Origin of the sequence: Ruegeria sp. HKCCA4812, from assembly GCF_013034245.1 — a bacterium.
Lineage (GTDB): Bacteria > Pseudomonadota > Alphaproteobacteria > Rhodobacterales > Rhodobacteraceae > Ruegeria.
In genome coordinates this window covers 61,326-79,506 of record NZ_WQFQ01000010.1, presented here as the reverse complement: position 1 = coordinate 79,506, position 18,181 = coordinate 61,326, and the positions used below count along the sequence as shown (strand labels likewise).

Here is an 18,181-nt window from a genome sequence, read left to right as displayed (position 1 = left end):
TCACGAATAGATGCAGTCGCGGAGTGTGATCAGACCACGCTGCAACTCTGTTTTTGGGGCCACCAATGCAGCCCGAATAAATCCTTCGCCCGGGTTCTTTCCCGGATCGCCTTGTGAAAGATATGCGCCCGGCAGGACCCGGACACCGGTTTCCTTCCAGACTTTCAATGCGGTGTCTTCACCATTCTCGACCGGCAGCCACAGAAAGAAACCGGCCTCGGGCGGCATATAGCCCTCCACGCCTGCGAATACCTCATCCGCAATGGCGTATTTTTCTTGATACAGCGCGCGGTTTTCGCGAACGTGTTCCTCATCCGCCCAAACCTTTGCGGCGGCAGCTTGCAAGGGCAGAGGCAATGGCGACCCGGCATAGGTGCGCAACTGCTTGACCTGTTTGATCGTCTTTGGGCCACCGGCGACAAGCCCCGACCGCAAGCCGGCCAGATTCGAACGTTTGGAAAGTGAGTTGAACAGCGTGATCCGTTCAGGATCAGCGCCCAGCTCCTGCGCGACAGTCAGAATACCTGTCGGGGCTTCTTCACGGTAAATCTCGGAATAACATTCATCCGCAAAAATACGGAAATCGTACTGCTCGGCCAGACGGATCAGGTCAGCCCAATACTCGCGCGAGGCAACCGCCCCCTGCGGATTGGCAGGTGAACAGATATAGACCACGGCGGTGCGGTTCAGCACGTCCGCAGGTAGGCCGGCATAGTCCGGCAGATGGCCTGTCGCGGCGGTGGCAGGCACAAAATAAGGCTGCGCGCCCACCGACAGCGAGGCGACCATGTAGACCTGATAAAACGGGTTCGGGCACAGGATGATCGGCTGCTGACCGTTCTTCTGTTCCGGGCACAAAGCCATGGCCGCGTTGTATAGCCCCTCGCGCGTGCCGTTCAGCGCCATCACGTTGGCATCAGGGTCCATCTGAACCCCATATCGCCGCTTGATCCAATCCGTGATCGCCGTGCGCAGGTCATCCGACCCTTCGTTCGGAGGATATCCCTGGAACCCGGCGGCGTTTTCCATGATGACATCCGTCACCCAAGCCGGAAAATCATGTGTCGGTGCACCAATGGTCATGTGAACGACATCACCGCCCGGCTGGTGGTGATCCAACAGGGCGCGCAGACGCGGGAATGCATAAGCCGGTAGGTTCGAAAACCGCTCGGGGAAAACCATGGTACTGCCTCAATATCGGGGGTCATTGGCGCCCCGTTTTTTTGGCAGATTACAGTCCGTGCGCCTCTTCGTCCAGACAAAGAGGTTCCGAATCAGGGGATTGTGGCATTCAGGCCAGCACCGTTTCCGCTGCCGAACCCAGCCGCAACAACGCCTCTTCCGAGCCGGGATAGCCCAGCATCATCAACCCGCAGCCGGGCGTTCCGGTGGGCAGGCTCAGCGCCGCCAGCCCCATCAGGTTGCCAATCCGCGTGTTCCGCAGGGCCAGAAGATTCTCGGTCATGTAATAGTCGTGATCACTGAGCAAGCGCTCCAGATTGGGCGGCAAAATCGGCGCTGTCGGCGCCAGAACCGCATCAAACCCGGCGGTCGCCACGTCCCAGGCGCTGCGGCATGCCTTGAGTTTGGCCCAGGCCGCCACATAGTCGGGGCCCGAATAGCCCATGCCAATGCGGAAGCGTTCGAGAATCTCGGGATACATTGCCTCGGGCTTGGCTTCGATGACATCGCGCCACAGCCCATAGGCCTCGGTCGTGTATACGATGCTGGTCAACGTCATGGCCTCGTTCAACTCGGGAACTTCCAACGGCACGATCTCGGCCCCCGCGTCGGCAAGTTGGGCAACGGCTTCGTCATATGCCTTGCGCGGTGTGTCACGCAGGTCGTCCTTGGCAATGTTCTGCAAATCGGCAAAACGGCGTCCTTTAAGCGAAGCGCCACGCAGATCAGCAGGTGTTCCCCCCTCGAGCAGAGCCAGCATATGCGCTGCGTCCTCGACCGAACGCGCCACAGGCCCAACCGTGTCGAAACGCAGGCACAGCGGCACCACACCCTCCAGGCTGAGCCGCCCCGCAGTGGTTTTCAGCCCCACCAGATCATTCCAAGCCGCCGGGATACGCACCGAACCGCCCGTGTCCGAGCCGATGCCACACGCTGCCAACCCCCAGGCGACCGAGGCCGCCGCCCCCGAAGATGACCCCCCGGGCACTGCTGCCTCGTCATGAATGCAGGGCGGGGTTTCGGTGATCGGATTCAACCCAAGGCCGGAAAAGGCCAGCTCGCTCATATGCGTCTTGCCCAGGCAAACGGTGCCCATCTGAGTCGCATTGCGCAGCACCAGCGCATCCGCATCCGGCACGCGATCCTTCAGCAGAGCCGAACCCGCCTCGGTCACGGTGCCGGCGGTGTCGAACAGATCTTTCCAACTGATCGGGACCCCGTCCAGCAGCGACCGGCGCAGGCCCAGTTGCGCTCGTTGCCGAGCGGCTTCAGCCTCAGCCCGGGCGCGGTCACGGGTGACGCGGGCATAGATGCGGTCCCGATGCGGATGAGCGTCAATAGCGGACAGGTAGGTTTCCGTCAGTTCGACCGGATCGATCTGCCCCATGCCAATGCCACGGCCCAAATCACACGCGGTCATTGTCAACCAATCCTGCATCTCATCCCTCCAGATTTTTCGACTTTGGGTGACGGTAGCGACAGGACTGCACATGGACAATCCCGAAAGGGCGCGCATATTGCAGGGCATGAAACAGGCTTCTGACATTCTGATCGTGGGCGGCGGGTTGAACGGCCCTGCTTTGGCGCTGGCACTGGCACAAACCGGTCATTCGGTCACGGTGATCGATGCGCTTGTCGAAAAGGTTCGCAAGAACGCGGCATTCGACGGACGCGCCTATGCGCTGGCTCTGGCCTCACAGCGGTTGTTGGATGCCATCGGCATTTGGGACCGCGTCGCGCAGCACGCCCAACCGATGCTGGAAATCAAGGTCACAGATGGCCATGCCGGAACGGGGCCATCGCCTTTTTCCATGCATTTCGACCATGCCGAGATCGAAGAAGGCCCCATGGGGTATATGGTCGAGGATCGCCACCTGCGCCGTGCTTTTCTGGGCGCGATGGCCGAAGAGCCGCGCATCACCCAGGTAAGCGGCAAATCCGTCGTTTCGCAACAGGCCGACGCGGCCAGCGTGACCGTGACGTTGGATGACGGCACAACCCTGGGCGGCAGCCTGCTGGTTGGCTGTGACGGTCGCCGCAGCGGAACCGCGTCACGGGCCGGCATCAAACGCACCGGTTGGGATTACGGCCAGACGGCATTGGTCTGCGCCATCGAACATGAGCTGCCGCATAATGGCATTGCACATCAGTTTTTCATGCCACCCGGTCCGCTGGCGATTCTTCCGTTGACCGGCAATCGCAGTTCCATCGTCTGGAGCGAACGCGCCGACACCGCACAGCACATCAACGCCCTGCCCGGGGATGACTACGTGCAAGTGCTGCGCCCGCGATTTGGCGATTTTCTTGGTGAAATCAGTCTGGCGGGTGATCGTTTCACTTATCCGCTGAACCTGACCATCGCCAATTCCTTCATCAGCGATCGCATGGCGCTGGTCGGGGATGCCGCGCACGGAATGCACCCCATTGCCGGTCAGGGCCTGAACGCTGGCCTGCGCGATGTCGGCGCTCTGGCTGAGGTTCTGACTTTGGCGGGACGGCGCGGCGAGGATATCGGCTCGTTGATGGTACTGGAGCGCTATCAGGAATGGCGCCGTTTCGACACGGCCTCGCTGGCGATGGCGACGGATGTCTTCAACAAGCTGTTTTCCAACGACAACCCGCTGCTGCGGCTTGGACGTGACATTGGTATGGGGGTTGTCGGTGCTTTGCCCGGCCTCCGTCGCGGTTTCGTTCGCGAAGCGGCCGGGCTGACCGGTGATCTGCCCAAGCTGTTGCAAGGGCGCCCGATTTAATCCAGCTGCCGGGCCTCGTCGACCAGCATGACCGGAATGCCGTTGCGGATGGGAAAAGCCAAACCCGCCGCTTTTGAAACAAGCTCTCGCTTTTCGGCGTCATAGTGCAGGGTCGTATGCGTCTGCGGGCAGATCATCGCCTCGAGCATGTGGCGATCAAAGGCGTGTTCAGGATCGGTCATTGCAGTTTTTCCTCATTCGATCCGCCGCGCAAGGCGAATTCAATCAGCGTCACCAACGTTTCGCGCCGGGTGCGCAGGCAGGGGGCTTCCAGCAGGGCCTGTTTGTCCTCGGGGTCGAAATCCAGAAGCATCGACAGGGAATTCACCAAAAGTTCATCCTCTGCGTCCTTGAGCGAATCCCAGTCGGTGGACAATTGACGGGATGAAAAGAAACGCTCCAACAGTGTCAGGAACGCGTTGCGGTCAAACCCGTTGTCTTTCTCGGCCTTTCCCAGATCACGGTCGAACCCGTCCCACGAGACCGCGCACCTCCGGTAGGGCGTGAACGAATCCAGCTCTGACATGACCCTGAACCGGGATATACCGGTCAACGTGATCAGGTACCGGCCATCTTCGGTTTCCGAAAACTGCGTCACCCGCCCTGCGCATCCAATACGGTGCAACTTGTCTTCGTCATTGACCGAAGGATTTGGCTGAACCATTGCGATCAACCGTTCCTTGGTTTTCAGCGCGTCGTCCAGCATCTGAAGATAGCGAGGCTCGAATATGTGAAGCGGCAAGCGCGAACGCGGGAGCAGCAGCGCCCCGGGCAAGGGAAAAACTGATACCGTTTCCGGCAGGTCGGCGGGATGCATCATGTACCCGACTCTAGCTCTGATGAGAGATTAGGCAAATATCATAGAACTGAGTTTGCGACGTCCGTTCAGAACAATCGGGTCATTGGGCTTGAGCGCATCGAAGATGGTGAAAAGCTGTGTCTTGGCTGCGCCTTCATTCCATTCACGATCCCGGCGGAACAGTTCCAGCAATTGTGCCACGGCTTCTTCCACATTGCCGTTCGCATGCAGCGCCTGCGCCAGATCAAAGCGGGCCTGATGGTTGTCCGGATCCGCCTCGACCGCTGCCGTCAGCTCGGCGACGGGGCCGGCATCTGCCGCCTGCTTGGCGAGCTCCAGCTGCGCATGTGCGGCCTCCAGCTCGGCCGATGTGGAGATCTCGGCCGGAGCGCCGTTCAGGATCGCTTCTGCCTGCTCCAGATCACCGGTGGCGATATGCGCCCGCACCAGCCCACCGTACGCCGCGGCGTGGTTCGGATCTTCGCCCAGAATTGCGACAAAGGTCTGAGCCGCGTCCGCAGCCGCGCCTTCGGCAAGCATTTCCTCGGCGGCCTGCACAGCATCATCCAGTTGGCCCCCCGGGCTTTCCCCCCCTGCGGCTTCGATCACACGGTCGACGAAAGCCTTGATCTCGGATCCCGGCAACGCGCCTTGAAACCCGTCCACAGGCTGGCCCTTGAAAAAGGCATAGACGGTCGGGATCGACTGGATGCGCATTTGCGCGGCAATTGTCTGTGCCTCATCCACATTGATCTTGACCATCTTTACCGCGCCTTTCGCGGCTGTCACAGCCTCTTCCAGCATCGGCCCAAGGGTTTTGCACGGGCCACACCAAGGTGCCCAGAAATCGACGATCACAGGTGTTTCCTGCGAGGTTTCCACCACATCGGCCATGAAAGTGGCCTCGGTCCCGTCTTTGATCAGATCGGTTGCTGGGGCGTTTCCGCCGTTCAGAAGGTCCATGGCAATCACTCTTTCGTTCGAACTTGCGCCCTATATGCAGCCGCTTGCCGCGGAAACCAAGGGCTGAGTTGCGGATCAGACGTCGAAACTGGCAAAGACCGGAGCGTGATCGCTGGGTTTTTCCCATCCACGGGCGTCCCGCAGAATACGGCTGGAATGGCCCGCGTTCGAGATATCGGCCGTGGCCCAGATATGGTCCAGCCGGCGCCCCTTGTCCGCCGCATCCCAATCCCGGGCGCGATAGGACCACCAGCTGTAAAGCTGCCCTTCCGGGATGTCCTGACGGGTGATATCGACCCAGCCACCTGCTTCCTGTGTCTCGGCCAGATGCTCGACCTCGATGGGCGTGTGCGAGACGACCTTCAGCAGTTGTTTGTGTGACCATACATCATCCTCGCGCGGGGCGATGTTCAGATCACCGACAAGGATGGATTTAGCCGGCTTTTCCGCACGGAACCAATCGCGCATATCGGTGAGATAGTCGAGCTTCTGGCCGAATTTCTCATTGACGTCCCGGTCCGGCACGTCGCCGCCCGCCGGGACATAGAAGTTGTGGATCGTGACACCGTTTTCCAACCGCCCGGCAATGTGGCGGGCATGTCCGAGGCCTGCAAAATCCTTGTCACCCACCTCTTCCATCGGCAGGCGCGACAGGATGGCAACGCCGTTGTAACCCTTCTGCCCCCGCGCGATCATGTGCCTGTAACCCAGTTCGGCAAACCCTTCGGTCGGGATCTTCTCAACCGGTGATTTGCACTCTTGCAGGCACAATACGTCAGGGGCTTCTTCTTGCAGCAATTTCAGTACGATAGGCTCGCGCAGGCGAACGGAATTGATGTTCCATGTGGCAAGGGTGAAAGGCATGTCGGGGATTCCTTTGTCGCGATTGGCGCAGGTTAGCGTGGCACAAAGCCAGTTGCCACGAGAAAAGGCGGCCCGATGCCAGGACCACAGGCCGGCAGTTAGGCGGGCGTCACATTCATGCTTTCCCTTGCCCTGATATCTCGCCTGATGCAGACTTGTCTGCGAATGAGGAATGTCTGTTTCACCGCTGGGTCTGTTCGCGAACAGACCGGCCCGGCACCATGCTTTGGGAGGAGAGTGTCATGGCATCCGAGACCGCAGGTTCCACGCCACCGGAGAATCTGACGCCTCAGCAGCGGGACATGCCGCAGGTCAACAAGATCACGACGGATGACATCAGGGCGTCGCTGAAAGCCGGGTTTTCCGACTTTCTGGCCCGCCCTGTCCTGAGCGGCTTTTTCGGTCTGTTCTATGCAGTATTCGGAATTCTGCTGGTTTGGGCTCTGATCTGGCTTGGCCAGATCTGGATGATCATTCCCGCCATTGTCGGTTTTCCGCTGGTCGCGCCTTTCGCCGCCGCCGGGCTTTATGAAATGTCGCGCCGCTTGCAGAAAGGCGAAAGCTTTGGCTGGGCTGAAATCCTCAGCGTCATGGCCAATCAACGCAAACGCGAATTGGGCTGGATGGCCTTTGTCACACTTTTCATTTTCTGGGTGTGGATCTACCAGGTCCGGCTTTGGCTGGCGATCATCCTCCAGAACGCATCCTTCTCGGACTTCGACGGGTTTTTGAACACCGTTTTCTTTACGCCGCAGGGTTGGATCTTCCTTGCCGTAGGCACCTGTGTCGGCGCGTTCCTGTCAGCCGTACTGTTTTCGGTGACCGTCGTCGCCATGCCCTTGCTGCTAGACCGGGACACCAACTTCATCTCTGCCATGTTGACCTCATTGCGCGTCGTATCCGAAAGCCCGGCGGTCATGCTCGGCTGGGCGGCGATCATCTCGGTCACCATACTGCTGTCGCTGGTTCCGGCGTTTCTGGGCCTGATCTTTACCCTTCCGATCTTAGGCCACACCACGTGGCACCTTTACCAGCGCGCCGTTGCCCCGGCGGAAGGGTGAACCGCGGCAGAACTCACCTCCACCATTGGTCGAATACCGGTCAGTGCTGCTGTCTGCCTTGTGTGGAAACCGCCCCTCAGCAGCGAAAAAAAGCCGGGCCATTCGGCCCGGCAGTCCAACAGGGAGGTACATGTCATAACCCGGACATGCACGGGTTGGGAGAAACCTAATTATGAGTGCAGAGTATCACTTTGATCCACATCAATCCACAACCAGTTAAGACACGAGCCTATATCCACCCGATTCTGTGACCAAAAGGCGCGCATTGGACGGATCGGGCTCGATCTTCTGACGCAGACGATAGATGTGGGTTTCCAGCGTGTGGGTCGTGACCCCGGCATTGTATCCCCACACTTCGTGCAACAGCACATCCCGTGCCACGACACCGTCGGTTGATCGGTACAGGAACTTGAGGATGTTGGTTTCCTTCTCGGTCAGACGGATCTTGCGGTCTTCTTCCGTGATCAGCATCTTCATCGCCGGCTTAAACGTATAGGGGCCAAGAACAAATACTGCGTCCTCGGATTGTTCGTGCTGCCGCAGCTGAGCGCGGATCCGGGCCAGCAATACCGGAAATTTGAACGGTTTGGAGACATAGTCATTCGCGCCGGCGTCCAGGCCCAGGATCGTATCGGCATCGCTGTCATGACCGGTCAGCATCAGAATCGGGCTTTTGACGCCCTGTTTGCGCATCAGGCGGCACAGTTCCCGCCCGTCGGTATCCGGCAAACCCACATCAAGAATAACCAGATCATAGATCGCTTCGCGTGCGCGCTCCATCGCGGACTGGCCGTCTGACGCTTCGAAAACGTCAAAGTCTTCGGTCATGACAAGTTGCTCGCTGAGCGCCTCGCGCAGATCCTCGTCATCGTCCACCAACAGGATTTTCTTGAGTTGAGCCATTTCCCGATCCTCCAAACGCTTTTCCATCACTTGCGCGCGGAATATGCAATCAACAAGATTTGCTGCAACGGTTTCACGCCTTCGTGTCAGAGTTGGCAGAAATGTTTCACATTTCCTTTCGAAACAGCTAGGAGAAGGGCTGAGCGTTATAGGGTAACATAGATGAGCCTCATCCCCGATATCACCGAACTTCTTGCCCGGGCCCGGGCCGATCTGCGCATGGGCGTTCCAGTGGTGCTGACCGATGACAGCGGCTTTAGCGTTGTGGCGATCTCTGCGGAAACGCTCAACCCGCAACGCCTGGCCGATCTGAAAAAGCTCGGAGACCCGGTGGTGGCCATTACCGGGCGGCGGGCCGAAACACTCAAGGCGCGGGCCTATGACGGCGATCTCGCGCGCGTTTCGATTCCCGCCGATGCAGATATCACTTGGGTGCAGGCGGTTGCTGATCCCTCTGACGATCTGAACGCGCCGATGAAAGGTCCGTTGATGACCGAGCGCCACGGCAACGCCAATTTGCACCGCATCGCGATTGCGTTGGCCAAGTCCGCGCGCATTCTTCCCGCCGCGGTCGTCGTGCCGGTCGAAGACGGTCGGGCCTTTGCCGTATCGCACGGCCTGACCTGCATTGACCACACGCGCGCCGCCCCGCATCTGGCGGACCGCAGCGCCCTGCATGAGGTGGTTGCCGCGCGTCTTCCGATGGAAGTATCCGAGGCCGGCCGCCTGCATGTTTTCCGCCCCGAAGATGGCGGAGAAGAACATTACGCAGTCGAAATAGGCCGCCCGGATCGGGACAAACCAGTGCTGGCCCGATTGCATTCCGCCTGTTTCACGGGCGATCTGATGGGCAGCCTAAAATGCGACTGCGGTCCGCAATTGCGCGGCGCGCTGGCACAAATGGGGGCCGAAGGGGCTGGCGTTCTTCTGTATCTGAACCAGGAAGGGCGTGGTATCGGGCTGGCCAACAAGATGCGCGCCTATTTTCTTCAAGATCAGGGTTTTGACACGGTAGAAGCAAACCACAGGCTGGGTTTCGAGGATGATGAGCGCGACTTCCGACTCGGGTCGGATATTCTGAAATCTCTGGGTTTCAACTCGGTGCGCCTGCTGACCAACAACCCTGCCAAGATCTCGATGATGGAACGTACGGGGATCGCCGTGACCGAGCGCGTTCCTTTGAAAGTGGGTGAAACCGCGCATAACCGGGGATACCTGGCCACGAAAGCCGCGAAATCCGGGCACCTGTTGTGATCCCAGACGATCTTGTGCTCACCCCGCGTGGCGTTCGCTTTCTTGGCAGAACGTTCCCCTGCTCGATTGGCAAAGGCGGATTGAGCAACACGAAACACGAGGGTGATGGGGCGACACCTACCGGATGCCATCGAATCGTCGGCATGCTCTACCGGCCCGACCGGCTGGTCGCCCCCAACTTCTGGGCAATCCCGATTGGGCCGCAGGACTTGTGGTCGGATGACGCCGAGGACAGCCACTACAATCACATGGTGCCGGCCCCTTATGCGTTCAGTCATGAAAAACTGCGCCGGGCTGATCCGCTTTACGATCTGGTCCTGTTGACCGATTGGAACTGGCCGAATGCCGTTCCCGGCAAGGGATCGGCTATTTTTCTGCACCAGTGGCGCAGGCCCGGCTACCCCACCGAGGGCTGCATTGCCTTCCGTCGGGACCATCTGCACTGGATTGCAGGGCGAATTGCCCTTGGAACGCACCTGATCATCCCTGAGGTTTGACCCGCTCGCCGAAAATGGCCGACCCGATACGAACATGGGTCGCTCCCAAGGCGATGGCCTGCTCGAAATCACCGCTCATCCCCATCGACAACCCCTCAAGCCCATTGCGTGCGGCAATCTTGGCCAAGAGGGCGAAATGTAAAGTGGGTTCTTCATCGACCGGCGGGATGCACATCAACCCGCGTACCGGAAGATCCAGCGATCGGCATTCCGCGATAAACCCGTCCGCATCCGCAGGAAGAACGCCTGCCTTCTGCGCTTCTTCACCCGTATTGACCTGAATGAACAGGTCGGGGCAGTATCCCTCCTCTTGCGCCAGCCGCGCCAGGGTTTTGGCCAGTTTGGGGCGGTCGACCGAATGGATCGCATTGCACAGTTCCATCGCCTGCCTGGCCTTGTTGGTCTGCAACGGGCCGATGAGATGCAGATCGACGGCATCGAATTGCTCTTTGAAAGCGGGCCATTTGCTGGCCGCCTCCTGTACGCGATTCTCACCAAAACACCTGTGGCCCTGCTCCAGCACCGCCTGAACCCGTTCGTTGGGCTGCACCTTGGACACGGCAATCAATTTGACCGAACCAGCCTGTCGTTGAGCTTTGGCTTCGGCTTTGGCGATACGTGCGGTGATTTCTTGCAACGACATGCGGCCCTCAATCTGTCTTTGGCGCAGAAAAACACCAAGTCGGCACAAAAGAAAAGGGCGAGTCCGAAGACCCGCCCTTAAACTGTACGGTTCAGATCAGCTTAGAAGTTGAACTGAGCACCGAAGTCGGCACGGATTGTGTCGCTTGCGCAGCTGTCACAATCGTCACGGCCGATACCACCGCGCAGCGATGCACCGCCACCCAGGTCGTAGATCGCACCGATAGCAACCTGCTGAGTGTCAGCAGAGGCGTTACCGTCACCGTAGGTGAACAGCAGGGTGGTTGCAGCGCCCAGGTTGTAGGCAGCCGACAGACCCCATGCGGTGCCGTCAGTTGCTGCGACTCGGGTTTTGTCGTCTGCAACGAACAGAGTACCCGAGAAATCACCCCATTCGCCACCCAGGGTCAGAACGGTCAGACTCGGATCGCTGCCTGCGCCACCGTCGGTCTGACCATAGGCCAGAGCGGCTGTGATGTTGTTGAAGGTGTAGGTTGCGCTGATGTCCCAGCGGTCTGCGTCAACGGTGGTCGAAGTGGTACCACCAGCTGCAACAGTTGTAACCTGCGCTTGGTCATAAGATGCACCAAACGAGAAGTCACCAACCGAATACTGGAAGAACACAGCGTTCGCGCCCGAACCGGTCGACGAGTAAGCCAGGAAGCTATAGTCAACGCCCGAGTACTGACCTGCGAACAGTTCCAGACCAACTTCGTTGCCGTAGTAGTTTGCCAGGTTGTCAAACGAACCTGCGACGTTGCCCGCGTCAACACGCAGACCGCCGTAGATGACCGAGAAGCGTGCGCCGTTCAGGCCGGCCGAGTTTGCTTCACCGGTGCTGGCGTCTTCGTCAGCTTGCAGACGAACACGACCTTCAAAGCGAACGCCGCCGTCGGTTTCTACGATGCCGTCGATGTTCAGACGGAAGCGCGAGACCAAGATAGCGTCGTCAGACTGTGCGGTCGAGCTTGCGGAGACGTCATCGGCTGTGCCCATCAGGCCGTCTGCGCCAGGTCCGTTCACGGTTGTGGTTGCGGTACGGTCTTCAACGTAGCCAATACCAAAACGGCCGTAACCGCTGAAGTTAACTTCAGCTGCTGCAACGCCTGCGGTCGCGATCAGCGCCGTCGATGCGAAGAGAACTTTTTTCATCTTGTTTCCCTCGGTTTCATTCAAAAGAGTTATCTACTCGACACATGCCTCGGCATATGTCTCAGCACGGACACCGTTTCGCTCTTTTTGCCCCCATTGCGCAAGCTTGGCATAAACCCGGTCACGTCATTGGGGTCAGATTGGTGCAAGGATGCCACAGTTCGTTTTTGCCCCGATCAGGCTGACACGCTTACATTTCAGAAGAATAGGCTTGTTGCAGCGAGGGTCCTTGGCTAGGAGTATGCCCTGAATACTGCACAACAAGTGAAAACAGGACCTGCTGACAATGCGCCTGCCTACGATTTTGGGATTAATCATGCTGACCACCACTATTGCGGCATGCGGGCAGAATCGAAGCACTTCGACATATTCCGCCAATCCCGCCAGCGGTAATTCCGATGAACGCGAGTTGAACGATCCTGAACGTTCGACGCTGTGGGACATTTTCGACCGCAGCACGGCCGAACAGACCACCAATGTAAACCGGTACTTGTGGGCAGCTTCACTGGACATTTTGAACTTCTTGCCTGTGCAGGAGGTCGATCCGTTTACCGGAGTGATCGTAACGGGTTACGGCACTCCTCCGGGCGGAGGACGGTCATACAGGGCGACCGTACACATCAGTGATCCGGCGCTTGCGGCCCGGTCTTTGTCCGTCGCCCTGCAATCCAGCGGGGGCGCCCCGGTAAGCGCGGCAACAACCCGTGCTGTGGAGGATGCGATTCTGTCCCGCGCGCGTCAGCTGCGCATCGCGGACAACAAGTTCTAGCACTCCGCCGAAAATCACACTAATACCACGCCGGGTTCCTACCCGGCGTTTTCATTCACGAAGGACCGCACAATGTCGCGCTATTCGGCCACCGAAATCGAAGCAAAATGGCAAGAGGCCTGGGACAACGCAGGAATCTTCACCGCCAACCACAAGGCGGACAAGCCGAAATACTATGTGCTTGAGATGTTCCCCTACCCGTCCGGCCGAATCCATATGGGGCATGTGCGCAACTATACGATGGGCGACGTCATCGCGCGGCACAAGCTGGCCACCGGGCACAATGTTCTGCACCCCATGGGCTGGGACGCGTTCGGGATGCCGGCGGAAAACGCTGCCATGGCGATCGGCGGCCATCCCAAAGAGTGGACTTACGGCAATATCGCCGACATGCGCGCCCAGATGAAGCCACTGGGCCTGTCGATCGACTGGTCCCGTGAATTCGCCACATGTGATCCGGAATACTATGGCCAGCAGCAGGCGCTGTTCCTCGACATGCTTGAGGCCGGGCTGGTCTATCGCAAGAATGCCGTGGTCAACTGGGATCCGGTCGACATGACCGTTCTGGCCAATGAACAGGTGGAAAATGGGCGCGGCTGGCGCTCGGGTGCGCTGGTGGAACGGCGCGAGCTGACGCAGTGGTTCTTCAAGATCTCGGATTATTCCGAAGAACTGCTGAACGCTCTGGACACGCTGGAAAACTGGCCCGCCAAGGTTCGACTGATGCAGGAAAACTGGATCGGCAAGTCGCGCGGCCTGCAATTCGGGTTCGAGCGCACGGATGGTGGGGAACCGATCACTGTCTACACGACGCGCCCCGACACGCTGCTGGGCGCATCCTTCGTTGGGATCTCGCCCGATCACCCGATCGCCAAACAGCTTGAGGCCGAAATCCCGGAAGTCGCTGAATTCGTTGCCGAATGCCGCAAGGGCGGCACCACGGAAGAGGCCATCGAAACCGGCGAAAAGCTGGGTTTCGACACCGGCATCCGCGTCAAGCACCCGTTGGACCCGAACTGGGAACTGCCGGTCTGGATCGCCAATTTTATCCTGATGGATTACGGCACCGGCGCGATCTTCGCCTGCCCGGCCCATGACCAGCGCGACCTTGATTTCTGCCGCAAATACGATCTGCCGGTGATCGATACGTTCTTTGCGCTGGACGACGACACGCCGGTCGACAAGATCGCCTTTGTCCCGCCAAAGACCGAGAAAGTCCGCTGGGTGAACCATTTCGCAGGCTTGACCGAAGCAACCGGAGAAGAGGCGATCAACACCACCATCGATTTCGCCGAAAAAGCCGGTTGGGGCGAAGGGGTCACGAAGTATCGCCTGCGAGACTGGGGCTTGAGCCGTCAGCGCTATTGGGGTTGTCCGATTCCTGTCGTTCACTGCGAAAGCTGTGGTGTGGTCCCTGAAAAGAAAGAGAACCTTCCGGTTCGCCTGCCCGATGATGTCACCTTCGACAAACCGGGCAACCCGCTGGACCGCCACCCGACCTGGCGCGACTGCGCCTGCCCAAACTGTGGCGCCCCTGCCAAGCGCGAGACCGACACGATGGACACATTCGTGGATTCGTCATGGTATTTCGCCCGATTCACCGCTCCGCGCGCGGAAACGCCCACCGATCTGGCCGAGGCGGAATACTGGATGAATGTAGACCAGTATATCGGCGGGATCGAACACGCGATTCTGCACCTGCTGTATTCGCGTTTCTTCGCCCGTGCGATGAACATCACCGGGCATTTGCCGGACAAAGCCATCGAACCCTTCGACGCGCTGTTTACCCAAGGCATGGTGACGCACGAGATCTACCAGACCCGCGATGCCAACGGCCGTCCGGTCTATCACCTGCCCGAGGAGGTCACGGACGGAAAACTGGCTGACGGCACAGAGGTCGAGATCATCCCATCGGCCAAAATGTCAAAGTCCAAGAAGAACGTGGTCGACCCGGTCAGCATCATCTCGGCCTTCGGCGCCGATACCGCGCGCTGGTTCGTGCTGTCCGATTCGCCGCCCGAACGGGACGTGGAATGGACGGCTGCGGGGGCCGAGGCCGCGTACAAGCATCTCAACCGTGTCTGGAATCTCTGCGACAAGATCGGCGCCATGGACCCGAACGCCACGGGTGAAGGCGATGAGGAGCTTTTGCGCGAGATGCACAAAACCATCCGCGATGTGACCTTGGGTGTCGAAAGCTTTGGCTTCAACGCGGCCATCGCCAAGCTTTATGCCTTCACCAACACTCTGGCGAAATCCAAGGCAGGTGCTGCAGCCCAAAAGCAGGCCATCAAAACGCTGGCACAGCTGATGTCGCCGATGACACCGCATCTGGCAGAAGATATTTGGGCCCATCAGGGCGGCGAAGGCCTTGTGGCCGTTGCGCCATGGCCCGTCGCCGACGAGGCGATGCTGGTTGATGACACCGTCACCTTGCCGATTCAGATCAACGGCAAGCGTCGCGCGGAAATCAGCGTGGCCAAGGATCTGGACAAAGCCGAGGTTGAAAAAATTGCGCTCAGCACCGAAGCTGTTCAAAAGGCGCTGGAAGGGAATGCGCCGAAGAAAGTGATCGTCGTTCCAGGCCGGATTGTGAATGTTGTCGTTTGATCGCAGAACGTTTTTGCTGATGCCGCTGGCGCTGGCCGCCTGCGGCTTTGAGCCCGTCTATGCACCTGGCGGATCGGGTTCGGCCTTGTATGGCCGCGTCGAGGTGTCGGCGCCCAACACCGTGGAAAGCTATTTGTTGGTCCAAAATCTGGAACAGCAACTGGGGCGAAGCGCCGGGTCGGTGAACGATTACAAGCTGGATGTTCAAGTTTCGACCGTAACGCGTGGCGCAGCAATCACCACCACAAACGAAACGCAGCGCTATACCATCGACGGAAGCGCACAATACAACCTGCGGTCCAACGCAACCGGTCAGATCATCGCCTCGGGCTCGGTGGCGGATTTTGTGTCATATTCTGCCGCAGGATCGACCGTTTCCACATTGGCGGATGAGCGCGATGCCAAGAGGCGGCTGATGATGATTCTGTCGGGTCAGATCATGAACCGACTTTACGCCACACCGGATCTGGCCGCATGAAGCTGAGCCCGCGCGAGGCTGAGGGGTATTTTGCCAAGCCGGACGCGGACAAGACCGGGCTGCTTATCTATGGCGCGGATGCGATGCGGGTTGCGCTTAAGCGGCAGCAGGTGCTGGCCGCTCTGCTTGGCCCCCAAGCCGAAGAAGAAATGCGCCTGACCCGCATGCCCGGTGGCGATCTGCGTGGTGATCCCGCCCTGCTGCTGGACGCGGTCAAGGCGGTCGGCTTCTTTCCCGGTCCACGTGCCGTTTTCGTGGAAGACGCAACCGAAACCGCGGCGTCGGCAATTCTGGCCGCGCTCGAAGATTGGGCCCCCGGAGACGCCCAGATCATCGTGACCGCGGGGCAATTGAAACCCAGCTCGAAAATCCGCAAGGCGTTCGAAGGCCACCCTGCCGCCTATGCCGTCGGCATTTATGACGACCCTCCCTCACGCGCCGAAGTGGAACGGGTTCTTGCCGAGTCGGGTATGAAAAACGTGCCCCGAGATGTCATGTCTGCAATCAGCGAATTGGCCGTCAGCCTCAGCCCCGGTGATTTCGCCCAAACGATTGAAAAACTGTCTCTTTACAAGCGCGGTGACAGCTCTGATTTGACGATCGAAGATTTCGAGGCCTGCGCCCCGCGCTCGACCGAGGCGGCGCTGGATGATGTTCTCAACGTCGTTGCCGAAGGCCGCGCCGGTGAGATCGGGCCGCTGATCCGGAGGTTGCAGGCGCAGGGCACCAATGGCGTGACTCTGTGTATCGGAGCGATGCGGCATTTTCAGACACTCTATGCCTGCGCTTCTGATCCCGGTGGTGCTGCGCAGGGCATCGGCAAGCTGCGTCCGCCGGTTTACGGCAAACGGCGTGACCGTATCCTGCGGCAGGCACAAGGTTGGGGTGCGGCCAAGCTGCAAACCGCGCTTACGGTTCTAACCGATACGGATTTGGCGCTGCGGTCTGCGGGGCAGACAGCCCCCGCAATGGCGCTGGTGGAACGCGCGATGATCCGTTTGGCGATGTTGGCGCGATCCCGCTAGGTCACTCAGCCTTTTCCAGCCAGTCGGCGGCAGACCGACCGGCCCAGCGCCCGGTCGCCAGGCAAGCCGTAAGCAGATAGCCCCCGGTCGGGGCCTCCCAATCCAGCATTTCCCCAGCGCAGAACACACCCGGCAGGGCTGTCAGCATCAGCCCGTCATCCAGCGCTGTCCGTTTGATACCACCTGCGGTCGAAATGGCTTCTTCCATCGGGCGAAGGCCAGCATGCCGGATAGGCAGCTTTTTCAATATGCTCACTTGCACGGGTTGAGAGTGGCCGCCGCGTTTTGCCATTTCATGAAACAGGGTGATTTTCTGAGCAGACAGGTTCAGCGATTTTCTCATCCACTGGGACAGTGTTGTTTTCGACCGTTTCGCGGACAACCGCGCCAGCAGAGCCTGTTGGTCCAGATCAGGCGTCAGATCAGCAAACAATGGCTGCCCCGCGCGCAAGGCCGGTGTCAGCGTATACAGCCCTCCGCCTTCCAGACCGGTTCTGGAAATCGCAGCCTCTCCTCGGCTCTCCAAATCGCCTGCCATCCATCGGATCGATTTCAATGCGGCCCCGAAATGGGGCTGCATATATGGGCTCCAATCAACGGAAATGGCTGAGTTCGCGGGTTCAAAGGGTGCCAAAGCCACGTCTTTTCCGGCCAATATCTGCGCCCAGTGACCGTCCGAGCCAAGGCGGGCCCAGCTTGCACCGCCCAGTGCCAGCACGGTGACATCCGTCGAAACACTGCGCCGCCCGTCCGGAGTGTCGAACACCGGCGCATCACTTTCCCAGCCAGTCCAACGCCAGCGGGTCCTGATCTCGACCCCGGCCTTGTCCAATCGTGCCAACCAGGCCCGCAACAAGGGCGAGGCCTTCATTGCTTCGGGAAACACGCGCCCCGTCGAGCCGACAAACAACGTCTGCCCCAACCCACGCGCCCAGTGCTGAACAGCTTCGGCATCAAATTCAGACATGATCGGACGCAACCAATCTGCCGCTTCACCATAGGCGCGGATCAGGTCATCAAGCGGCTCGTCCTTGGTCAGGTTCAGCCCCGATTTCCCGGCCATCAGGAACTTGCGCGCGACCGACGGTTTGGCCTCGGCCACCAACACGGAATGCCCGGCTGCGGCCAACTGCTCGGCCGCCATCAATCCGGCGGGGCCTGCTCCGATCACCACTGCCTGCGCCATTCGCACCCTCTTGCCTTCGCCCATCACAGGCGCAAGTTTCACA

At 59.5% G+C, this 18,181-nt stretch carries 18 protein-coding genes; 8 read left to right on the top strand and 10 right to left on the bottom strand.

Going from position 1 to position 18,181, the window contains the following annotated elements:
• Both GOW04_RS19905 and GOW04_RS19900 read right to left on the bottom strand, forming a co-directional pair.
• Entirely contained in the window at positions 1-1,182 is a 1,182-nt protein-coding gene (locus tag GOW04_RS19905; protein ID WP_171233762.1) for an aminotransferase class I/II-fold pyridoxal phosphate-dependent enzyme, read from the bottom strand.
• Positions 1,183-1,291: 109 nt separating this feature from the next.
• On the bottom strand, positions 1,292-2,620 hold the full coding sequence (locus tag GOW04_RS19900; RefSeq protein ID WP_171233761.1) for an amidase: 1,329 nt from the start codon (positions 2,618-2,620) through the stop codon (positions 1,292-1,294).
• A gap of 88 nt (positions 2,621-2,708) precedes the next feature.
• Here GOW04_RS19900 and GOW04_RS19895 point away from each other — a divergent pair, with 88 nt between their 5' ends.
• Positions 2,709-3,935, top strand: coding sequence for an FAD-dependent monooxygenase (locus tag GOW04_RS19895; protein WP_171233760.1), 1,227 nt, complete (start codon positions 2,709-2,711; stop codon positions 3,933-3,935).
• Here the strand turns inward: GOW04_RS19895 and GOW04_RS19890 are convergent.
• From GOW04_RS19890 to GOW04_RS19875, 4 genes are all read right to left on the bottom strand, one after another.
• Positions 3,932-4,117, bottom strand: coding sequence for a Trm112 family protein (locus GOW04_RS19890; protein WP_171119907.1), 186 nt, complete (start codon positions 4,115-4,117; stop codon positions 3,932-3,934). The two genes, GOW04_RS19895 and GOW04_RS19890, sit on opposite strands and share 4 nt — an antisense overlap.
• Positions 4,114-4,755 carry an LON peptidase substrate-binding domain-containing protein gene (locus tag GOW04_RS19885; RefSeq protein WP_152459257.1) on the bottom strand — a complete coding sequence of 214 codons (642 nt, stop codon included), beginning with the start codon at positions 4,753-4,755 and terminating at the stop codon, positions 4,114-4,116. Before GOW04_RS19885 ends, GOW04_RS19890 begins: the two co-directional genes overlap by 4 nt.
• A gap of 27 nt (positions 4,756-4,782) precedes the next feature.
• A complete protein-coding gene (gene trxA, locus GOW04_RS19880; RefSeq protein ID WP_171230603.1) occupies positions 4,783-5,697 on the bottom strand; it encodes a thioredoxin in 915 nt (304 codons plus the stop codon).
• Between the two features lie 75 nt (positions 5,698-5,772).
• Complete coding sequence (locus tag GOW04_RS19875; protein ID WP_171233759.1) at positions 5,773-6,561, bottom strand: exodeoxyribonuclease III; 789 nt, start codon at positions 6,559-6,561, stop codon at positions 5,773-5,775.
• Between the two features lie 242 nt (positions 6,562-6,803).
• On the opposite strand from GOW04_RS19875, the gene GOW04_RS19870 reads away from it, so the two are divergent.
• Positions 6,804-7,622: a DUF2189 domain-containing protein gene (locus GOW04_RS19870; RefSeq protein ID WP_171233758.1), complete on the top strand. Its 819-nt coding sequence runs from the start codon at positions 6,804-6,806 to the stop codon at positions 7,620-7,622.
• A gap of 216 nt (positions 7,623-7,838) precedes the next feature.
• Here GOW04_RS19870 and GOW04_RS19865 read toward each other — a convergent pair whose 3' ends face one another.
• Positions 7,839-8,525 carry a response regulator transcription factor gene (locus tag GOW04_RS19865; protein ID WP_117872957.1) on the bottom strand — a complete coding sequence of 229 codons (687 nt, stop codon included), beginning with the start codon at positions 8,523-8,525 and terminating at the stop codon, positions 7,839-7,841.
• 162 nt (positions 8,526-8,687) lie between these two features.
• Between GOW04_RS19865 and ribA the strand changes: the two genes are divergently transcribed.
• Both ribA and GOW04_RS19855 read left to right on the top strand, forming a co-directional pair.
• A complete protein-coding gene (gene ribA / locus GOW04_RS19860; RefSeq protein WP_152459261.1) occupies positions 8,688-9,779 on the top strand; it encodes a GTP cyclohydrolase II in 1,092 nt (363 codons plus the stop codon).
• Positions 9,776-10,276 carry a L,D-transpeptidase family protein gene (locus GOW04_RS19855; RefSeq protein WP_171233757.1) on the top strand — a complete coding sequence of 167 codons (501 nt, stop codon included), beginning with the start codon at positions 9,776-9,778 and terminating at the stop codon, positions 10,274-10,276. The genes ribA and GOW04_RS19855 overlap by 4 nt, the downstream gene beginning before the upstream one ends.
• Here GOW04_RS19855 and GOW04_RS19850 read toward each other — a convergent pair.
• Both GOW04_RS19850 and GOW04_RS19845 read right to left on the bottom strand, forming a co-directional pair.
• Entirely contained in the window at positions 10,260-10,919 is a 660-nt protein-coding gene (locus tag GOW04_RS19850; protein WP_171233756.1) for a YggS family pyridoxal phosphate-dependent enzyme, read from the bottom strand. The genes GOW04_RS19855 and GOW04_RS19850 overlap by 17 nt on opposite strands.
• Before the next feature lie 101 nt (positions 10,920-11,020).
• Entirely contained in the window at positions 11,021-12,070 is a 1,050-nt protein-coding gene (locus GOW04_RS19845) for a porin (protein ID WP_171233755.1), read from the bottom strand.
• Between the two features lie 286 nt (positions 12,071-12,356).
• Here GOW04_RS19845 and GOW04_RS19840 point away from each other — a divergent pair, with 286 nt between their 5' ends.
• From GOW04_RS19840 to holA, 4 genes are all read left to right on the top strand, one after another.
• Positions 12,357-12,839, top strand: coding sequence for a DUF3576 domain-containing protein (locus GOW04_RS19840; RefSeq protein ID WP_171119915.1), 483 nt, complete (start codon positions 12,357-12,359; stop codon positions 12,837-12,839).
• Positions 12,840-12,911: 72 nt separating this feature from the next.
• Complete coding sequence (gene leuS, locus GOW04_RS19835; RefSeq protein WP_171233754.1) at positions 12,912-15,449, top strand: leucine--tRNA ligase; 2,538 nt, start codon at positions 12,912-12,914, stop codon at positions 15,447-15,449.
• Entirely contained in the window at positions 15,436-15,927 is a 492-nt protein-coding gene (gene lptE / locus GOW04_RS19830; RefSeq protein ID WP_152459267.1) for an LPS assembly lipoprotein LptE, read from the top strand. Before leuS ends, lptE begins: the two co-directional genes overlap by 14 nt.
• Entirely contained in the window at positions 15,924-16,952 is a 1,029-nt protein-coding gene (gene holA, locus GOW04_RS19825; protein ID WP_171233753.1) for a DNA polymerase III subunit delta, read from the top strand. Before lptE ends, holA begins: the two co-directional genes overlap by 4 nt.
• Before the next feature lies 1 nt (position 16,953).
• On the opposite strand, the gene GOW04_RS19820 is transcribed toward holA, so the two are convergent.
• Positions 16,954-18,138, bottom strand: a complete 1,185-nt coding sequence (locus tag GOW04_RS19820; protein WP_171233752.1) for a TIGR03862 family flavoprotein — start codon at positions 18,136-18,138, stop codon at positions 16,954-16,956.
• Positions 18,139-18,181: the final 43 nt, after the last annotated feature.